This is a genomic window from Bartonella sp. HY038 (assembly GCF_014117425.1).
Taxonomy (GTDB): domain Bacteria; phylum Pseudomonadota; class Alphaproteobacteria; order Rhizobiales; family Rhizobiaceae; genus HY038.
Map to the genome: position 1 here is coordinate 241,397 of NZ_CP059725.1, position 14,039 is coordinate 255,435.

The following is a 14,039-nucleotide window of genomic DNA, read 5'->3' on the forward strand; positions in this document are numbered from 1 at the left end:
CGCAATACTAATAGGCTCATATCAAGCCGGACGACTTGAGCTTAACTTCTATCTCAGAATTTCACAAGCGCTAGGATATATTATGACAAATGATACATTAACAGAAGATGACTTTACCAAGGAGGAATCTCCTTTTGATCTTTTTACAAAATGGTTAGATGACGCAAGCGCTAGCGAAATAAATGACCCCAATGCGATGGCTTTAGCCACAGTGGATAGCCAAGGCCTACCCGATGTGCGTATGGTTTTGCTGAAAGGTTTTGATGGTGATGGCTTTGTTTTTTACACCAATTTTGAAAGTCAAAAAGGTGTGGAAATCTTAAATAGCATGAAAGCCGCATTATGTTTTCATTGGAAAACCTTAAAGCGGCAGGTGCGTGTTCGCGGTATTGTGGAAATCGTTAGTGATGAAGAAGCCGATGCCTATTATAATAGCCGAGCACGCGGAAGTCGTATTGGTGCTTGGGCATCTAAACAATCACGACCGCTTGAAAGCCGCTTTGCACTTGAAAAGGCAGTCGCTGAATATGGCTTGCGCTATGCTGTTGGTTCAATCCCGCGCCCGCCTTATTGGTCTGGCTTTCGCATTCGTCCAACTTATATTGAATTTTGGCACGATAGGCCATTTCGCCTTCATGACCGTTTGGTCTTTAAACGAGATAATATTGATGATGAAAACTGGCAAACCGTGCGGCTTTATCCGTAATTATCTTTAATTTATTGTGTAACTTAAAAAAGGTCATTATTCATTTAATGGCCTTTTGCTTATTTTAGAATGATTTTATTCCTCATTGACAATTGATTATATCTAGCTAATGATCGGCTTGTACCTGGGGTGTCTCGACAAGAGGCTGAGATATTGCTGGCTTTAAAGCAGCGCAATGACCCGTTGAACCTGATCCAGCTCATACTGGTGGAGGGATGGTCTTATGTCTGCTGCTTCTCGTCTTTATCTTTAGACTTATCGCAAATAGGCATTTTTCTCCTTTACCTTTGGCGAGAGGGATTTTCCTTTAAATAAAGCAAGGAGAATTCACCATGTCAGAAAATTGTTTTAAAGTAACAACTGGCGCACTTCCTTCTTCTAAAAAAAACTATAAATCAGGCACTATTTATCCGCAAATAAAGGTGCCTATTCGCTATATAAAATTGCATCCTTCTAGTAATGAACCAGATTTGCCAGTCTATGATTCGTCTGGCGCTTATAGCGATGAAAATACGGATATTACGATTGATAAGGGGCTTGCGCCTATTCGTGAATCTTGGATATTGGCGCGCGGCGATGTTGAGACCTATGAAGGGCGAACCGTCAAGGCTGCAGATAACGGTTTTGTATCGGAGGCAAAAAAAACACCAGAATTTTTGCAATGCCGCCAACCACTTCGCGCCAAAAATAATGCAGCCGTCACGCAAATGGCTTATGCACGCGCTGGTATTATAACGCCAGAAATGGAATTTGTTGCGATACGAGAAAATTTGGGGCGTGAAAATTTAGAGCATGAAATACGCACCATTGGTGAAAGCTTTGGTGCAGCTATTCCACCATTTGTAACGCCCGAATTTGTCCGCAATGAAATTGCGCTTGGTCGAGCAATTATTCCCAATAATATCAATCACCCTGAAAGTGAACCAATGATTATTGGTCGTAATTTCAGTGTGAAAATTAACGCCAATATTGGTAATTCAGCCGTGACGTCTTCAATGGAGGAAGAAGTCGAAAAAATGGTATGGGCCATTCGATGGGGGGCGGATACAGTGATGGATCTTTCAACAGGGCGCAACATTCATAATATTCGTGAATGGATTATTCGTAACTCTCCTGTGCCTATTGGCACTGTGCCAATTTATCAAGCCTTAGAAAAAGTTAATGGCATTGCCGAAAATCTAAACTGGGAAATTTTTCGTGACACTTTGATTGAGCAAGCTGAGCAGGGGGTTGACTATTTTACCATTCATGCTGGCGTGCGTCTTTCCTATATTCCCTTAACCGTTGATCGTGTTACCGGCATCGTCTCGCGCGGTGGCTCGATCATGGCGAAATGGTGCTTATATCACCATAAGGAAAGTTTCCTTTACGAGCATTTTGATGAAATATGCGATATAGCCCGTGCTTACGACATTGCCTTTTCACTGGGGGATGGTTTGCGTCCAGGTTCGATTGCTGATGCCAATGATGCGGCGCAATTTGCCGAACTTGAAACCTTGGGAGAGCTTACAAAAATTGCTTGGGCAAAAGATTGTCAAGTGATGATTGAAGGGCCAGGTCATGTGCCCATGCATAAGATTAAGGATAATATGGATAAGCAGTTAGCCTATTGTGGTGAAGCACCTTTTTATACTTTGGGGCCGCTTACTACCGATATTGCTCCGGGCTATGACCATATAACATCGGCAATAGGTGCGGCGCAAATTGCTTGGTATGGCACTGCTATGCTGTGTTATGTTACACCAAAAGAGCATCTTGGCTTGCCAGATCGACAAGACGTTAAAACCGGAGTTATCACTTATAAGATTGCAGCTCATGCCGCCGATCTTGCCAAAGGATTACCAGCTGCTCAATTGCGCGATGACGCGTTGTCGCGTGCACGGTTTGAATTTCGCTGGGAGGACCAGTTTAATTTATCATTGGATCCAGAAACTGCCCGTTCTTTTCATGATCAGACCTTGCCGAAAGAAGCTCATAAGCTTGCGCATTTTTGTTCAATGTGTGGTCCCAAATTTTGCTCTATGAAAATTTCGCACGAAATTAAAGACGAAATGGAAAAGGAAAAGCAAAAAAAAGAAGGTATGGCAACAATGGCACAAAAATATAAGCAAAATGGCGATCTTTATATGGACGTTTCAAAATAGTAAAAAGCACCTGTGTTTTCACACAGGTGCTTTCAAACTTTAAAGACATTAAAAGCTTATTGCTGTAAGGCAACGGCGCGGTCAAGACCTGCGCTAAAGCCTTTTAGTGAAACGGTGAGCGTTACATCTTGGCCACCATCAAAAGCCTTGCCAACGAGAATGAGGTTTTGTCCACTTTTTAGACCAGAAACCAATTGGTTGGTAAGTGGAAGATTTGCAACGCAACCACCTGGATAGCAAGTATTGAAAGCTGTGGTCGCTGGTGCGCCATTATCAATGCGATAGGTCATGCCTTCAGCTAAGCGAAGACCAAAAGGCAAAACAAGGTTGATTTTGCTGTCGGTTGCACTTGGAATAACCTCAATAGCCATGACGCGCTGACCATTATTTTGCATTTGCTGTTGTGATACACTACAGATTTTTTTGGAATTTTGCACACCGCAAGATACAGTCCAATCTTGGAATGTTTCTTGTACGGTACTTGCACCGCCGGAGAAACTAACTGAATTTGCGGCAGGAGCTGCATCTTGTGCAGAAGCGACCCCAAGTCCAGCGATGCTCAATACAGCTGCGATCAACAGTTTTTTCATCATATTTCTTCCTGTTTCATAGTCATAGATTGTGGCTTTACATTAAATTAAAGCTTATTATTCTCATAATTTCTAATTTTCTTAAATAAAAATTCTAATACAAATAGAATTAAATTTTGAAATTTTATATTATGACATTCTGTCGAAACCAATTAATCATTTCTTTGCTCATTAAAATACTGCAACACAAGCTGTGTAAGTTACTGAGCTTAGGTGACCTTCTATTTCAATATAAGAGTTAGAGCAATTTTGCAAAGAGTAAATAGTTAATTAAAAAATCAACAAGATTTATAAAATATTTCACCACTTTTTGGGCTAAATTTTTTATTAATTCTAATATCTTGTGCAGATTCAAACAGAGTTCTGGGTAATTCTAAAGACTGAAAAAAATAGCGAATAGATCAAAATATCTAAACATAAAAAATAATTATATTAAGTAATTAATTTTTTTTGCCTCATAAGGTTAAAATAGCATTGCAATCACCTTGATAATGGTGCTGTTATGGGGCAACAAAAATGTGTCAAAAAAATACATTGTATCACCTTAATTTAGGTGAAGCATTTTTTAATGCTTTGGTTGGTTCTAGTTAAAAGGAGAGATGACTTGGGCGAGATAATCTTCGTTGCCAAAGAAACGGCAGAGGGGGAGCCGCGTGTTGCTGCGTCTCCTGAAACAGTAAAAAAATATATAAGTCTTGGTTATAGCGTGCTCGTTGAAAAATCAGCTGGTGATCGCTCACGCATTCCAGATAGCGAATATGAATCAGCAGGCGCTACCCTTGCAAGCGCAAGTCAGGCAAAAAATGCCGATATTATTTTAAAGGTTCGCCGTCCTAATGAAAAAGAATTGTCAGCCTATAAAAAAGGCGCGGTGCTCATTGCCATGCTTGACCCCTATGGTCATGAAGGTGATGTGGCAGCGCTTGCCAAAGCTGGCATTAGTGCGTTTACAATGGAATTTATGCCGCGCATTACCCGTGCTCAGGTGATGGACGTACTTTCTTCGCAGGCTAATCTTGCCGGCTATCAAGCGGTGATTGATGCAGCTAGCACCTATGATCGTGCCATGCCAATGATGATGACTGCCGCAGGTACTGTGCCGGCTGCTAAATTATTTGTCATGGGCGCAGGCGTTGCCGGCTTGCAAGCTATTGCGACAGCTCGTCGTCTTGGTGCTGTGGTAACCGCTAATGATGTGCGTCCCGCCGCCAAAGAGCAAGTGGCATCACTTGGCGCAAAATTTATCGCCGTTGAGGATGATGAATTTCGTGCCGCTGAAACATCTGGTGGTTATGCTAAGGAAATGTCCAGCGAATATCAGGCAAAACAAGCAGCTCTTACCCAAGATCATATTGCCAAGCAAGATATTGTTATTACAACGGCGCTTATTCCAGGCCGTCCCGCACCGCGATTAATTACCAAAGATATGCTCAAAACCATGCGTCCTGGCTCAGTTGTTGTTGATCTTGCAGTTGAGCGCGGCGGTAATGTTGAAGGTGCGGTTGCCAATCAAGTGGTGGATGTTGAAGGAGTTCAAGTTGTAGGCTACACCAATATGCCGGGCCGTATTGCTGCCACAGCGTCTCAACTTTATGCGCGCAATCTTTTTGCTTTTCTTGAAAGCATGACAAATAAGGAAGCCAAAGAGTTGAAAATCAATCTAGATGATGAATTGGTAAAGGCAACTTTACTTACCCATGATGGGGCGATACTTCATCAGGCTTTCGCCCATGTAGAAATTGAAGAAAAACCAACTGCCAAAAAGGCCGCCAAGAAAGGGGCTGAATGATGGAGACCACTGCTATTGAAAATATAATTCAAAGCCTTGATCAAGCTAAAAACAGTTTAGAACAGATTGCTACAAATCAGAGCGAGACTATTATAACTATCACCCAAACAACAACGGGTGGCTCTATGGATTTTGTTTACCAATTGGCTGTTTTCTTTTTGGCTATTTTTGTTGGTTATTATGTTGTTTGGTCGGTTACGCCCGCGCTTCATACGCCGCTTATGGCGGTTACCAATGCTATTTCATCGGTTATTGTGGTTGGTGCACTTTTAGCTGTGGGTTGGTCTGCTTCTGGTATGGCGACAGCCTTTGGTTTTATTGCTCTTATCCTTGCCAGTATTAATATTGTTGGTGGGTTTTTAGTGACACAGCGCATGCTTGCCATGTATAAGAAAAAAGAAAAGTGAGGCTTAAATAATGAGTGTTCAATTTGCTGCCTTCCTTTATTTGGTGTCAGGCATTCTATTCATCATGGCCTTGCGCGGTCTATCGCATCCAACCACCAGCCGTAAAGGTAATATTTATGGCATGGTTGGTATGGGCATTGCCATTGTAACAACCCTATTATTAACCACTCCCGGATTTTTGGGTATAACCCTTATTATTGCAGGTCTTGGTATTGGCGGCGTGATCGGCGCTAGAATTGCAGATCGAATTGCAATGACCTCCATGCCACAATTGGTCGCGGCTTTCCACTCCTTGGTCGGGCTTGCAGCTGTTATGGTAGCTGCTGCCGCGCTTTATTCACCTAGTTCGTTTAATATTGGCGATGTTGGCTCAATTCATGGCCGCGCACTGGTTGAAATGGCGATTGGTGTTGCTATTGGTGCTGTGACGTTTACCGGTTCTATCATTGCATTCTTGAAGCTTGATGGCCGCATGTCTGGTAAGCCAATTTTATTGCCAGCCCGTCATCTTATCAATATTGCCCTTGGCATTGCTATTCTTGTTCTCATCATTGTTTTGGTGGCGAGCGAAAGTCATTTTGTTTTCTGGCTTATTGTTGTTTTGGCATTGGTTATCGGTGTTACTATGATTGTGCCAATTGGCGGCGCAGATATGCCGGTTGTTGTATCAATGCTTAATTCCTATTCCGGTTGGGCTGCAGCCGGCATTGGCTTTACCTTACAAAATATGGCGCTTATAATCACTGGCGCGCTGGTTGGCTCATCTGGTGCAATTTTAAGCTATATTATGTGTAAAGGCATGAACCGCTCATTTATTTCAGTAATTTTGGGCGGCTTTGGTGGTGAAACAGCCGCTGCTTCTAGTGGTGGTTCTACTGAACAACGCCCGGTTAAGCAGGGGTCTGCCGATGATGCTGCCTTTGTGATGAAGAATGCTGCTAAAGTTATTATCGTTCCAGGCTATGGTATGGCGGTTGCACAAGCACAGCATGCCTTGCGTGAAATGGCTGATAAGTTAAAGGCAGAAGGCGTTGAAGTTAAATATGCCATTCACCCAGTTGCTGGCCGTATGCCCGGCCATATGAATGTGCTTTTAGCTGAAGCAAATGTGCCTTATGATGAAGTCTTCGAGCTTGAGGACATTAATTCAGAATTTCCAACCGCTGATGTGGCCTTTGTTATTGGTGCAAATGATGTTACCAATCCGGCAGCCAAAACTGATCCAACCTCACCAATTTACGGTATGCCTATTCTTGATGTTGATAAGGCAGGAACAGTGCTATTCTTGAAACGTGGTATGGGTTCTGGCTATGCTGGCGTTGAAAATGAACTTTTCTTCCGTGACAATACAATGATGTTGTTTGGTGATGCCAAGAAGATGGTTGAAGCAATTGTTAAATCGCTTGATGCTGACTAGTCTTAAGGCTTATTGAGGCAAATATTAACGGCGATAAGATTATTAATTTTAATCTTATCGCCGTTTTTTATTGCAATTTATTATAAATATACCAAATTGCAAAGAACTTACATATTATAAAAAATAATTTATTAATGTCTTTCCATTTGTTGTTTACATTTTTCTTAAAGTATAATTTATTATATTTTGAAAATATTTAAAATAATCAAATGGTGGATGATGAAAAAAGCTCTTTCAGTTATTTTGGCAGCGGGCCTATTGGCTAGCTTATCAACAATTACATCAACAATCGTAGTGGCTGCGCCAATACCAGATGCGGCAATTCAATCTGCCCATGAAGTACCACCACCCGTGGCAAAAAATGATGCTGATTTTGATAAGGCATTATTGGATGATGTTGATGGTGTATCGCTACAGCTTTATACGCGTATTTCTTATAATGGGTTTTATAAAAAAATGCCCCTTGATAATGATGATGCGTTAAAGGCTGAATATAATATTACCAAAGCGCAGTTTGATAAGGCCAACGAAATTTTTAGCAAGCGTATGCAGGATGATAAAAGTTTTAAATTCATCAACCTTTTTGGTGCCTATTTCTGGGATCAAGCTGGCGCTGGCGGCAAAAACAGCGAGTTTGCCAAGGATTATGTCCAATCGGTTTTAAATGATGGTCCTCTTTACCTTGATCCGCCGATGACAATGACCGAATATAGCGATCTTATGCGCTATTATGGCAATAAAATTGCTTTTGAACCTGATATGGGTGAGCTAGCCGCATCTGACCGCGTGCTAAAGGATAAGGGCTACACTTTTGAGGAGTTACAGATTATTGGCGCGTGGCTTGGGCGTGCTACTGCGCTAGGCATGGGTATTCGGTAATGGTAATAAAATGGAACCGTCTATTGATACTGGCAATTTTAAGCTATCTTTTGTCAACCTTTCAGGTCATGGCGCAAGGTGCTCCCAATTATGTGCCAGGAACCCGCCTTGAAGGCGAGTATCAATCTTTTGGTAAATGGCAATTTACCGTTACCAGCCTTACGCGTGATGAAACATCTATTCATCCGCAAACAAATACGGTTGAGGTGTGTTTGAAAAAGGGTATGGATCAAGCGGCAATTCCGTTTACGCCCAAGCCTTTAAAGGGTCGCTGCGTTCTTCGTGGCAATCGATTTGCTGCAGATAATATTGACATTAATTATATTTGTGATGAAGGACAAGATATTTATAGCCACCTAAGTTTCAGCCTAGATCATAAAGGAGATGGCATTTATGAGGGGCCACTCAATTATGGAGTTGCGCCGCAAGATTTAGCTTATCAACTTCATTCCGTTGCCTATGTTACAGCAAAACGTATGAGTGATTGTGAGGACTGATGTTGCGTATATTATCTGTTATTTTATTGGTCATATTTTCATTTATGCCAATCGCTTATGGAGCTAGTGGTTTGCTTGATACAGATCGGCTCATAGAAGGCAAAGCCCGCGATACGATTGCTGAAACCTTTACCCCCGGCCTTTACAGTATCACTTGGTTTGAACCGATGCTAACGCCCAATTTAACCATTGAGAAAAGAGAGTTAAATCGTTGCTATAGCGCAGAAGACGCTAAAAATGGCGTGAATATTGCGCTGCCGCCAGCCCAACAAGCATCTTGCAAAAGCCGTACAACGATGGTGCATGATGACATTGTGTTTGATACCGATTGCACCAATAAGGCCTTTCAACAATTACGTGTAATGGAGTGCGGACACCGCCTTTGCGGTACTTATCGTTATTCAGACAAGGATGATGATCGCATTTTTGAGGCAACTGTTTTTATTGATAAAATGTCGGAAGATTGTCCTTGATTTAACACATTTTGTATTTTTTGCGACATTGGATGAAATGAGGATTATGTTATTTTATCTAATGTTGCATTCATAATAATACTCACCAGAAAATCTGGTTTGCTAATTAAATGTCGGTGTTAGAAAGGTTTTTTTATCGATAATTTAACTCTTAAACCATGGGAATTAGTGAAAGATCAGGCATATTACATTAAGGTGCTTGTCAATATGGGTATGTCCGAAGATGGCGCAATCGTTCGTTTTGGAACGGTAGGCGAAGGTGTTCATCCTAATTATCAGATAGCATTTGCTAACGGCGAGCAAGTCGACTATCGCGGTGATAATCATAAGGATAAATCAAAAGAGCCGAAATATAATCCTGCAAATTTATCGCGTGCTTATGACAATCAGGGCGTTCAGGATCTTTTATTTGAATGCATTAAACGTCAAGTAGAAAAAGAGAAATAATTAGTTTTAAGCGTGCGAATGATGGGCGTTTCTTGCAAAATTAAGATACGATAATTTAAATAGATGAGTGCGTTGCGATAGGTAGAGACATTTATTGCTTTTTGTTTAACCAAAGGGCAATATTTTTCATTTATAAAATTGCAAAATTTACTCAAATATTGATTATTTCCTTGAAGGATTGATGATGTCTGCTCACCTCCCTAAACTTGGTATTATCCGTCTTGGTCATAGCAATGGTTTGGATCTACCTGCCTATGAAACGGCAGGTGCAGCAGGAATGGATCTACGTGCTGCCCTTCCTAAAGACCGTCAGATTATTTTAAACCCAGGGCGGCGCATTTTGGTGCCAACTGGTTTGATTTTTGAAATTCCATTGGGTTATGAAGTGCAGATCAGACCACGCTCTGGTCTTGCCTTAAAGCATGGCATAACCTGCCTTAATACGCCTGGTACTATTGATAGCGATTATCGTGGTGAAATTCAGGTGCTGTTGATTAATTTAGGTGAAGAAGAATTTAGAATCACCCGTGCTATGCGCATTGCACAAGCGGTAATTGCGCCTGTTGTGCAGTTACAGTGCGAAGAGCGCCAAGAAGTTTCGCAAACAGAGCGCGGCGAAAAAGGCTTTGGCTCAACTGGACATCATTAGGGCACTAGCTAATTTTAAAGTAAATTAAAAAAATGCCTCAAATTTTCATTTGAGGCATTTTGCATTTTAAAGATTAGTTTGTTTGCACTTGTTGACGTGCATTTTCTTCAGCCATGCGCTGTTGGAAAATTGCTGCAAAGTCAATTGGGTCAATCATCAATGGTGGGAAGCCGCCACTGCGAGTAATACCAGCAATGATTTCACGCGCAAATGGGAAAAGCAAACGTGGGCATTCAATGAAAACAACCGGCATTACATGTTCTTGCGGGAAGTTTTGCACGCGGAACACGCCGCCATAAACGAGTTCAATATTGAACATAACGTCTTTTTCATCGCCTGCACGTGCATTTAATGAAAGCACAACGTCATACATGTCATCGCCCATTTCATTGGCGTTAACATTTACAGCAATATTGATTGGCGGAGCATTATCACGCAAGCGCAATGAATTTGGCGCATTTGGACTTTCAAAAGAAAAATCGCGGATATATTGCGTTAAAATATTAAGACTAGGTGCAGTTGCACCATTATTGTTTGCATCTGTTTCAGACATAAACACTACCTTCTTTTAAAGGCGAACAACGGCCCGCCAGCGTTGGAATATATTATTCGCTATCACGTAAGTACAATTATGGCAAGAAAAGCTGGAAATAGTTTTACGTTTTTTTTAGGATTATCGCAAGTTATCATCGTTTTTAGTGTCACTTATGTATTTAATGTCACGCTTTTCATCATTTTCACTGCGATAATCATTACTATCAAGATCAATGATTATTTCGCCATCCTCTGTCGATGAATAACCGCGACGATTACTTGTTTGATGGTCTGCGTAATATTTTGTGCTAAGTTTGGTGTGGTTCTTCATGAATTTTAGCAGTTTTTCTTGCACGAAAGGAATGAGCAAAATAATTGCCAAAATATCCGTTACAAAACCCGGAATAAAAAGCAAAATACCGGCAATAAAGGTCATTAAACCTTTAACCATGTGTTGGTCGGGATTTCTTCCTGCTGCAAGCTCTATTTGAACTTGCGTTATCATATCGCGGCCTGATTTTGCGATCAATGATCCCCCAATTACCATTCCCAAAAACAATAGTAATAACGTCCAAAGTACGCCGACTTGTCTTCCGACAACTATAATGCTTGCAACTTCAATAAAAAAAGCTGCAAAAAATACAAATCCAAATAAACGCAGCTTCATTAGTAATGCCTTTTAATCAACAGCGCAGTCGCCTCTAAACTTAACAAAATTATAGCTAGCTAAGATTTTACAATCTATCTTATAAAATAAAAGCTAATACCCGCTTAAATTACCAGCGGCTGAAGTTTTAATATAATTATTAAATATATAATTTAAAGTGCAGCTTTGCCTTTTGATGCTCACCGATTGAGGGGTGGGTAATGTTTATATAGTCTAATGGTTGGATATTTGCGTTTGGCAGTGATGTTATCGGTATTTAAGGCAGTGCCAACTGCGTTAACCCTTTTCGATATTTTAATAGCTAAAGATTTGTATTTTCTTAAAAATATTGCTACAAATTTTTTGTTGAATAAAAGCTGCAGTTTGAGGAAACAGTTCAACTTGGAGGAGCCATTTTTTTAATTCAACAAAATGTAATAAATTTGCAATAAGCAAGCGGTAACTCCAAGAGATTGAATGAGCCAAAATACATGGCTGGTCATATATTTTATGAGAATTTGGATCTAACTTTGGAGTAGGTTATGGGTTTTTCGGTTAAATTTGGTATTGCCGCAATTGTATCAGCGCTTTCAATGAGTACTGCATTTGCGCAAACAGAAATTACTTTTTGGCATTCAATGAGTGGTCAGCTCGGGCAGGAAGTTGAAAGCCTTGCCAATGATTTTAATAAAAGCCAGACAGAATATAAGGTTGTGCCATCTTTTCGCGGTGAATATGAAGAAAGCATGATTGCAACGATTGCTGCCTTTCGTGCTAAGCAACAGCCAGTACTCGTGCAAATTTACGAAGTAGGCACTGGCACGATGATGGCAGCTAAGGGCGCTGTTTATCCCGTATATAAATTGATGCAAGAAACCAAAGAGGCTTTTGATCCATCTGCTTATCTGCCTGTTGTTAGTGGCTATTATACCGATACTGACGGCAAAATGCTGTCTATGCCGTTTAATTCTTCAACACCTATCCTTTATTATAACAAAGACGTTTTCAAAAAGGCTGGACTTGATCCGGAAAAAGCACCAACAACTTGGGAAGACATTGAAGCTTTTTCTAAGAAAATTCTTGATTCAAAGGCAGCAAGTTGTGGTTTTACCATGACTTATGCTGCTCATTGGATTGGACTTGAGAATTTCTCGGCCGTGCATAATGTTCCTTATGGCACCAAAGAAAATGGCTTTGGTGGATTAGATGCAACTTTAACTTTTAATGGTGACTTGCAAGAGCGCCTATGGAAAGACCTGAAAAAATGGTCGGATAATGGCACTTTCCGTTATGGCGGTCCTGCTGGCGCTCTTGATTCTGCACCAATGTTTGTTGCACAAAATTGTGCCATGTTTATGCAATCATCGGGTTCGCGCGGCGGTATTGTCAAGCAAGCTAAGTTCGATGTGGGCTTTGGCATGTTGCCTTATTATGCTGATGTAAAAGGCGCTCCGCAAAACTCGATCATTGGTGGTGCATCGCTTTGGGTATTGCAAGGACATAAGGATGAGCAATATAAGGGCGCAGCCAAATTTTTAAATTTCTTGTCCTTGCCAGAAAATCAAGCGCGTTGGCACCAAAATACCGGCTATTTGCCAATTACCAAAGCTGCTTATGAGCTGAGCAAAAGCCAAGGTTTTTATGAAAAAAATCCCGGCACTGAAATAGCTATCAAGCAAATTAATTTAAATCCACCGACAGAAAATTCAAAAGGCGTGCGTTTTGGTAATATGCCACAAATTCGCTCTATCCTTGATCAGGAATTAGAAGCTGTCCTTAATGGGTCAAAGCAACCAAAGGCAGCGCTTGACGAGGCCGTTTCACGCGGCAATCAAATATTGCGTGAGTTTGAAGCTGCTAATCAATAGCTAGTAAGCGCATTTTAAAACCGAGGAAATGGCCATTTAGGGGCATTTCCTCTTTCATTTTTTTAGGCTGATTGGCCATACTTAAAATTTGGAAAAAAAGCACTATGCAAGAAAAACGGGTCTATTTTAAAAACAATACGCTGCCCTATTGGCTATTGGCACCGCAATTAGCGGTAACGTTTTTCTTCTTTTTATGGCCGGCTGCACAAGGTATAATTTCATCTTTCCAGCGTGAAGATCCATTTGGCTTTAAAACTGTATTTGTCGGCTTTGATAATTATGTCCGTATTTTTTCAAGCCCTGCCTATTTCCATGCCATTTATGTGACTGTTATTTTTGCCGTATCGGTGACGGTACTTTCCATGGGAATATCGCTATTGCTTGCTGTTGCCGCCGATCGGGTTATTAAAGCAAAATCATTTTATACGACAATGCTCTTATGGCCTTATGCAGTTGCGCCGATCATTGCTGGTGTTTTGTGGTTGTTTCTTTTCCATCCTACCATTGGCACAATACCCTATTTATTACATTTTATTGATGTTAATTGGAACCATCGTGTAAATGGAACTCAAGCGATGATATTGATCATTATCGCTGCAAGTTGGAAGCAAATTTCTTATAATTTTTTGTTTTTTCTTGCCGGCTTGCAATCCATACCAAAATCTCAAATTGAAGCTGCTGCAATTGACGGGGCAGGGCCAATAAAACGGTTTTGGACTATTGTCTTTCCACAATTATCGCCAACAACTTTTTTCCTTTTAATTATTAATATAAATTATGTGATGTTTGATACTTTTGCTATTATCGATGGCACCACTCAAGGTGGGCCAGCACAGGCAACCAATACTCTTGTCTATAAGGTTTTTGATGATGGTTATAAAAATCAAATGATCGGCGTTTCTGCCGCGCAATCAACCATTTTGATGATTTTAGTTATTGCGCTTACTATTTTCCAATTCCGCTTTGTTGAGCGACGTGTGCAGTATTAAGGAG

The 14,039-nt window shown here is 40.9% G+C and carries 15 protein-coding genes and 1 riboswitch; of the genes, 12 read left to right on the top strand and 3 right to left on the bottom strand.

The genetic code is table 11. From position 1 onward, the window contains the following. Positions 1-82 precede the first annotated feature (82 nt). Both pdxH and thiC read left to right on the top strand, forming a co-directional pair. A complete protein-coding gene (pdxH, locus tag H3299_RS00920; protein ID WP_182418478.1) occupies positions 83-706 on the top strand; it encodes a pyridoxamine 5'-phosphate oxidase in 624 nt (207 codons plus the stop codon). 115 nt (positions 707-821) lie between these two features. Continuing rightward, a riboswitch (TPP riboswitch) is annotated at positions 822-939 on the top strand. Positions 940-1,038: 99 nt separating this feature from the next. Continuing rightward, positions 1,039-2,850 (top strand): phosphomethylpyrimidine synthase ThiC, encoded by a 1,812-nt coding sequence (gene thiC / locus H3299_RS00925; RefSeq protein WP_182418479.1) that lies wholly within the window; start codon positions 1,039-1,041, stop codon positions 2,848-2,850. A 56-nt stretch (positions 2,851-2,906) separates the two neighbouring features. Here the strand turns inward: thiC and H3299_RS00930 are convergent, their stop codons facing one another. Beyond that, the gene (locus H3299_RS00930; RefSeq protein ID WP_182418480.1) at positions 2,907-3,443 is read right to left on the bottom strand and encodes an invasion associated locus B family protein; all 537 of its coding nucleotides are present in this window, start codon (positions 3,441-3,443) and stop codon (positions 2,907-2,909) included. A gap of 601 nt (positions 3,444-4,044) precedes the next feature. Here H3299_RS00930 and H3299_RS00935 point away from each other — a divergent pair. The 8 genes from H3299_RS00935 (at position 4,045) to dut (ending at position 9,998) form a co-directional block, all read left to right on the top strand. Beyond that, complete coding sequence (locus H3299_RS00935) at positions 4,045-5,229, top strand: Re/Si-specific NAD(P)(+) transhydrogenase subunit alpha (protein ID WP_182418481.1); 1,185 nt, start codon at positions 4,045-4,047, stop codon at positions 5,227-5,229. Beyond that, the gene (locus H3299_RS00940) at positions 5,226-5,636 is read left to right on the top strand and encodes a proton-translocating transhydrogenase family protein (protein ID WP_371739662.1); all 411 of its coding nucleotides are present in this window, start codon (positions 5,226-5,228) and stop codon (positions 5,634-5,636) included. Before H3299_RS00935 ends, H3299_RS00940 begins: the two co-directional genes overlap by 4 nt. A 10-nt stretch (positions 5,637-5,646) precedes the next feature. Further along, the gene (locus H3299_RS00945; protein WP_182418482.1) at positions 5,647-7,053 is read left to right on the top strand and encodes an NAD(P)(+) transhydrogenase (Re/Si-specific) subunit beta; all 1,407 of its coding nucleotides are present in this window, start codon (positions 5,647-5,649) and stop codon (positions 7,051-7,053) included. Between the two features lie 216 nt (positions 7,054-7,269). Continuing rightward, on the top strand, positions 7,270-7,932 hold the full coding sequence (locus tag H3299_RS00950; RefSeq protein WP_182418483.1) for a hypothetical protein: 663 nt from the start codon (positions 7,270-7,272) through the stop codon (positions 7,930-7,932). After that, a complete protein-coding gene (locus H3299_RS00955) occupies positions 7,932-8,429 on the top strand; it encodes a hypothetical protein (protein ID WP_182418484.1) in 498 nt (165 codons plus the stop codon). Before H3299_RS00950 ends, H3299_RS00955 begins: the two co-directional genes overlap by 1 nt. Further along, a complete protein-coding gene (locus H3299_RS00960) occupies positions 8,429-8,902 on the top strand; it encodes a hypothetical protein (protein WP_182418485.1) in 474 nt (157 codons plus the stop codon). The genes H3299_RS00955 and H3299_RS00960 overlap by 1 nt, the downstream gene beginning before the upstream one ends. 207 nt (positions 8,903-9,109) lie before the next feature. Next, positions 9,110-9,349, top strand: a complete 240-nt coding sequence (locus H3299_RS00965; RefSeq protein ID WP_182418486.1) for a hypothetical protein — start codon at positions 9,110-9,112, stop codon at positions 9,347-9,349. Between the two features lie 181 nt (positions 9,350-9,530). After that, positions 9,531-9,998, top strand: coding sequence for a dUTP diphosphatase (gene dut, locus H3299_RS00970; protein WP_371739665.1), 468 nt, complete (start codon positions 9,531-9,533; stop codon positions 9,996-9,998). A 73-nt stretch (positions 9,999-10,071) separates the two neighbouring features. On the opposite strand, the gene secB is transcribed toward dut, so the two are convergent. Together secB and H3299_RS00980 are read right to left on the bottom strand one after the other, a co-directional pair. After that, a complete protein-coding gene (gene secB, locus H3299_RS00975; protein WP_182418487.1) occupies positions 10,072-10,551 on the bottom strand; it encodes a protein-export chaperone SecB in 480 nt (159 codons plus the stop codon). A gap of 120 nt (positions 10,552-10,671) precedes the next feature. Continuing rightward, positions 10,672-11,199: an FxsA family protein gene (locus H3299_RS00980; protein ID WP_182418488.1), complete on the bottom strand. Its 528-nt coding sequence runs from the start codon at positions 11,197-11,199 to the stop codon at positions 10,672-10,674. A gap of 521 nt (positions 11,200-11,720) precedes the next feature. On the opposite strand from H3299_RS00980, the gene ugpB reads away from it, so the two are divergent. Beyond that, complete coding sequence (gene ugpB, locus H3299_RS00985; RefSeq protein WP_182418489.1) at positions 11,721-13,046, top strand: sn-glycerol-3-phosphate ABC transporter substrate-binding protein UgpB; 1,326 nt, start codon at positions 11,721-11,723, stop codon at positions 13,044-13,046. Between the two features lie 104 nt (positions 13,047-13,150). Further along, entirely contained in the window at positions 13,151-14,035 is an 885-nt protein-coding gene (gene ugpA / locus H3299_RS00990) for a sn-glycerol-3-phosphate ABC transporter permease UgpA (RefSeq protein WP_182418490.1), read from the top strand. Positions 14,036-14,039 lie beyond the last annotated feature (4 nt).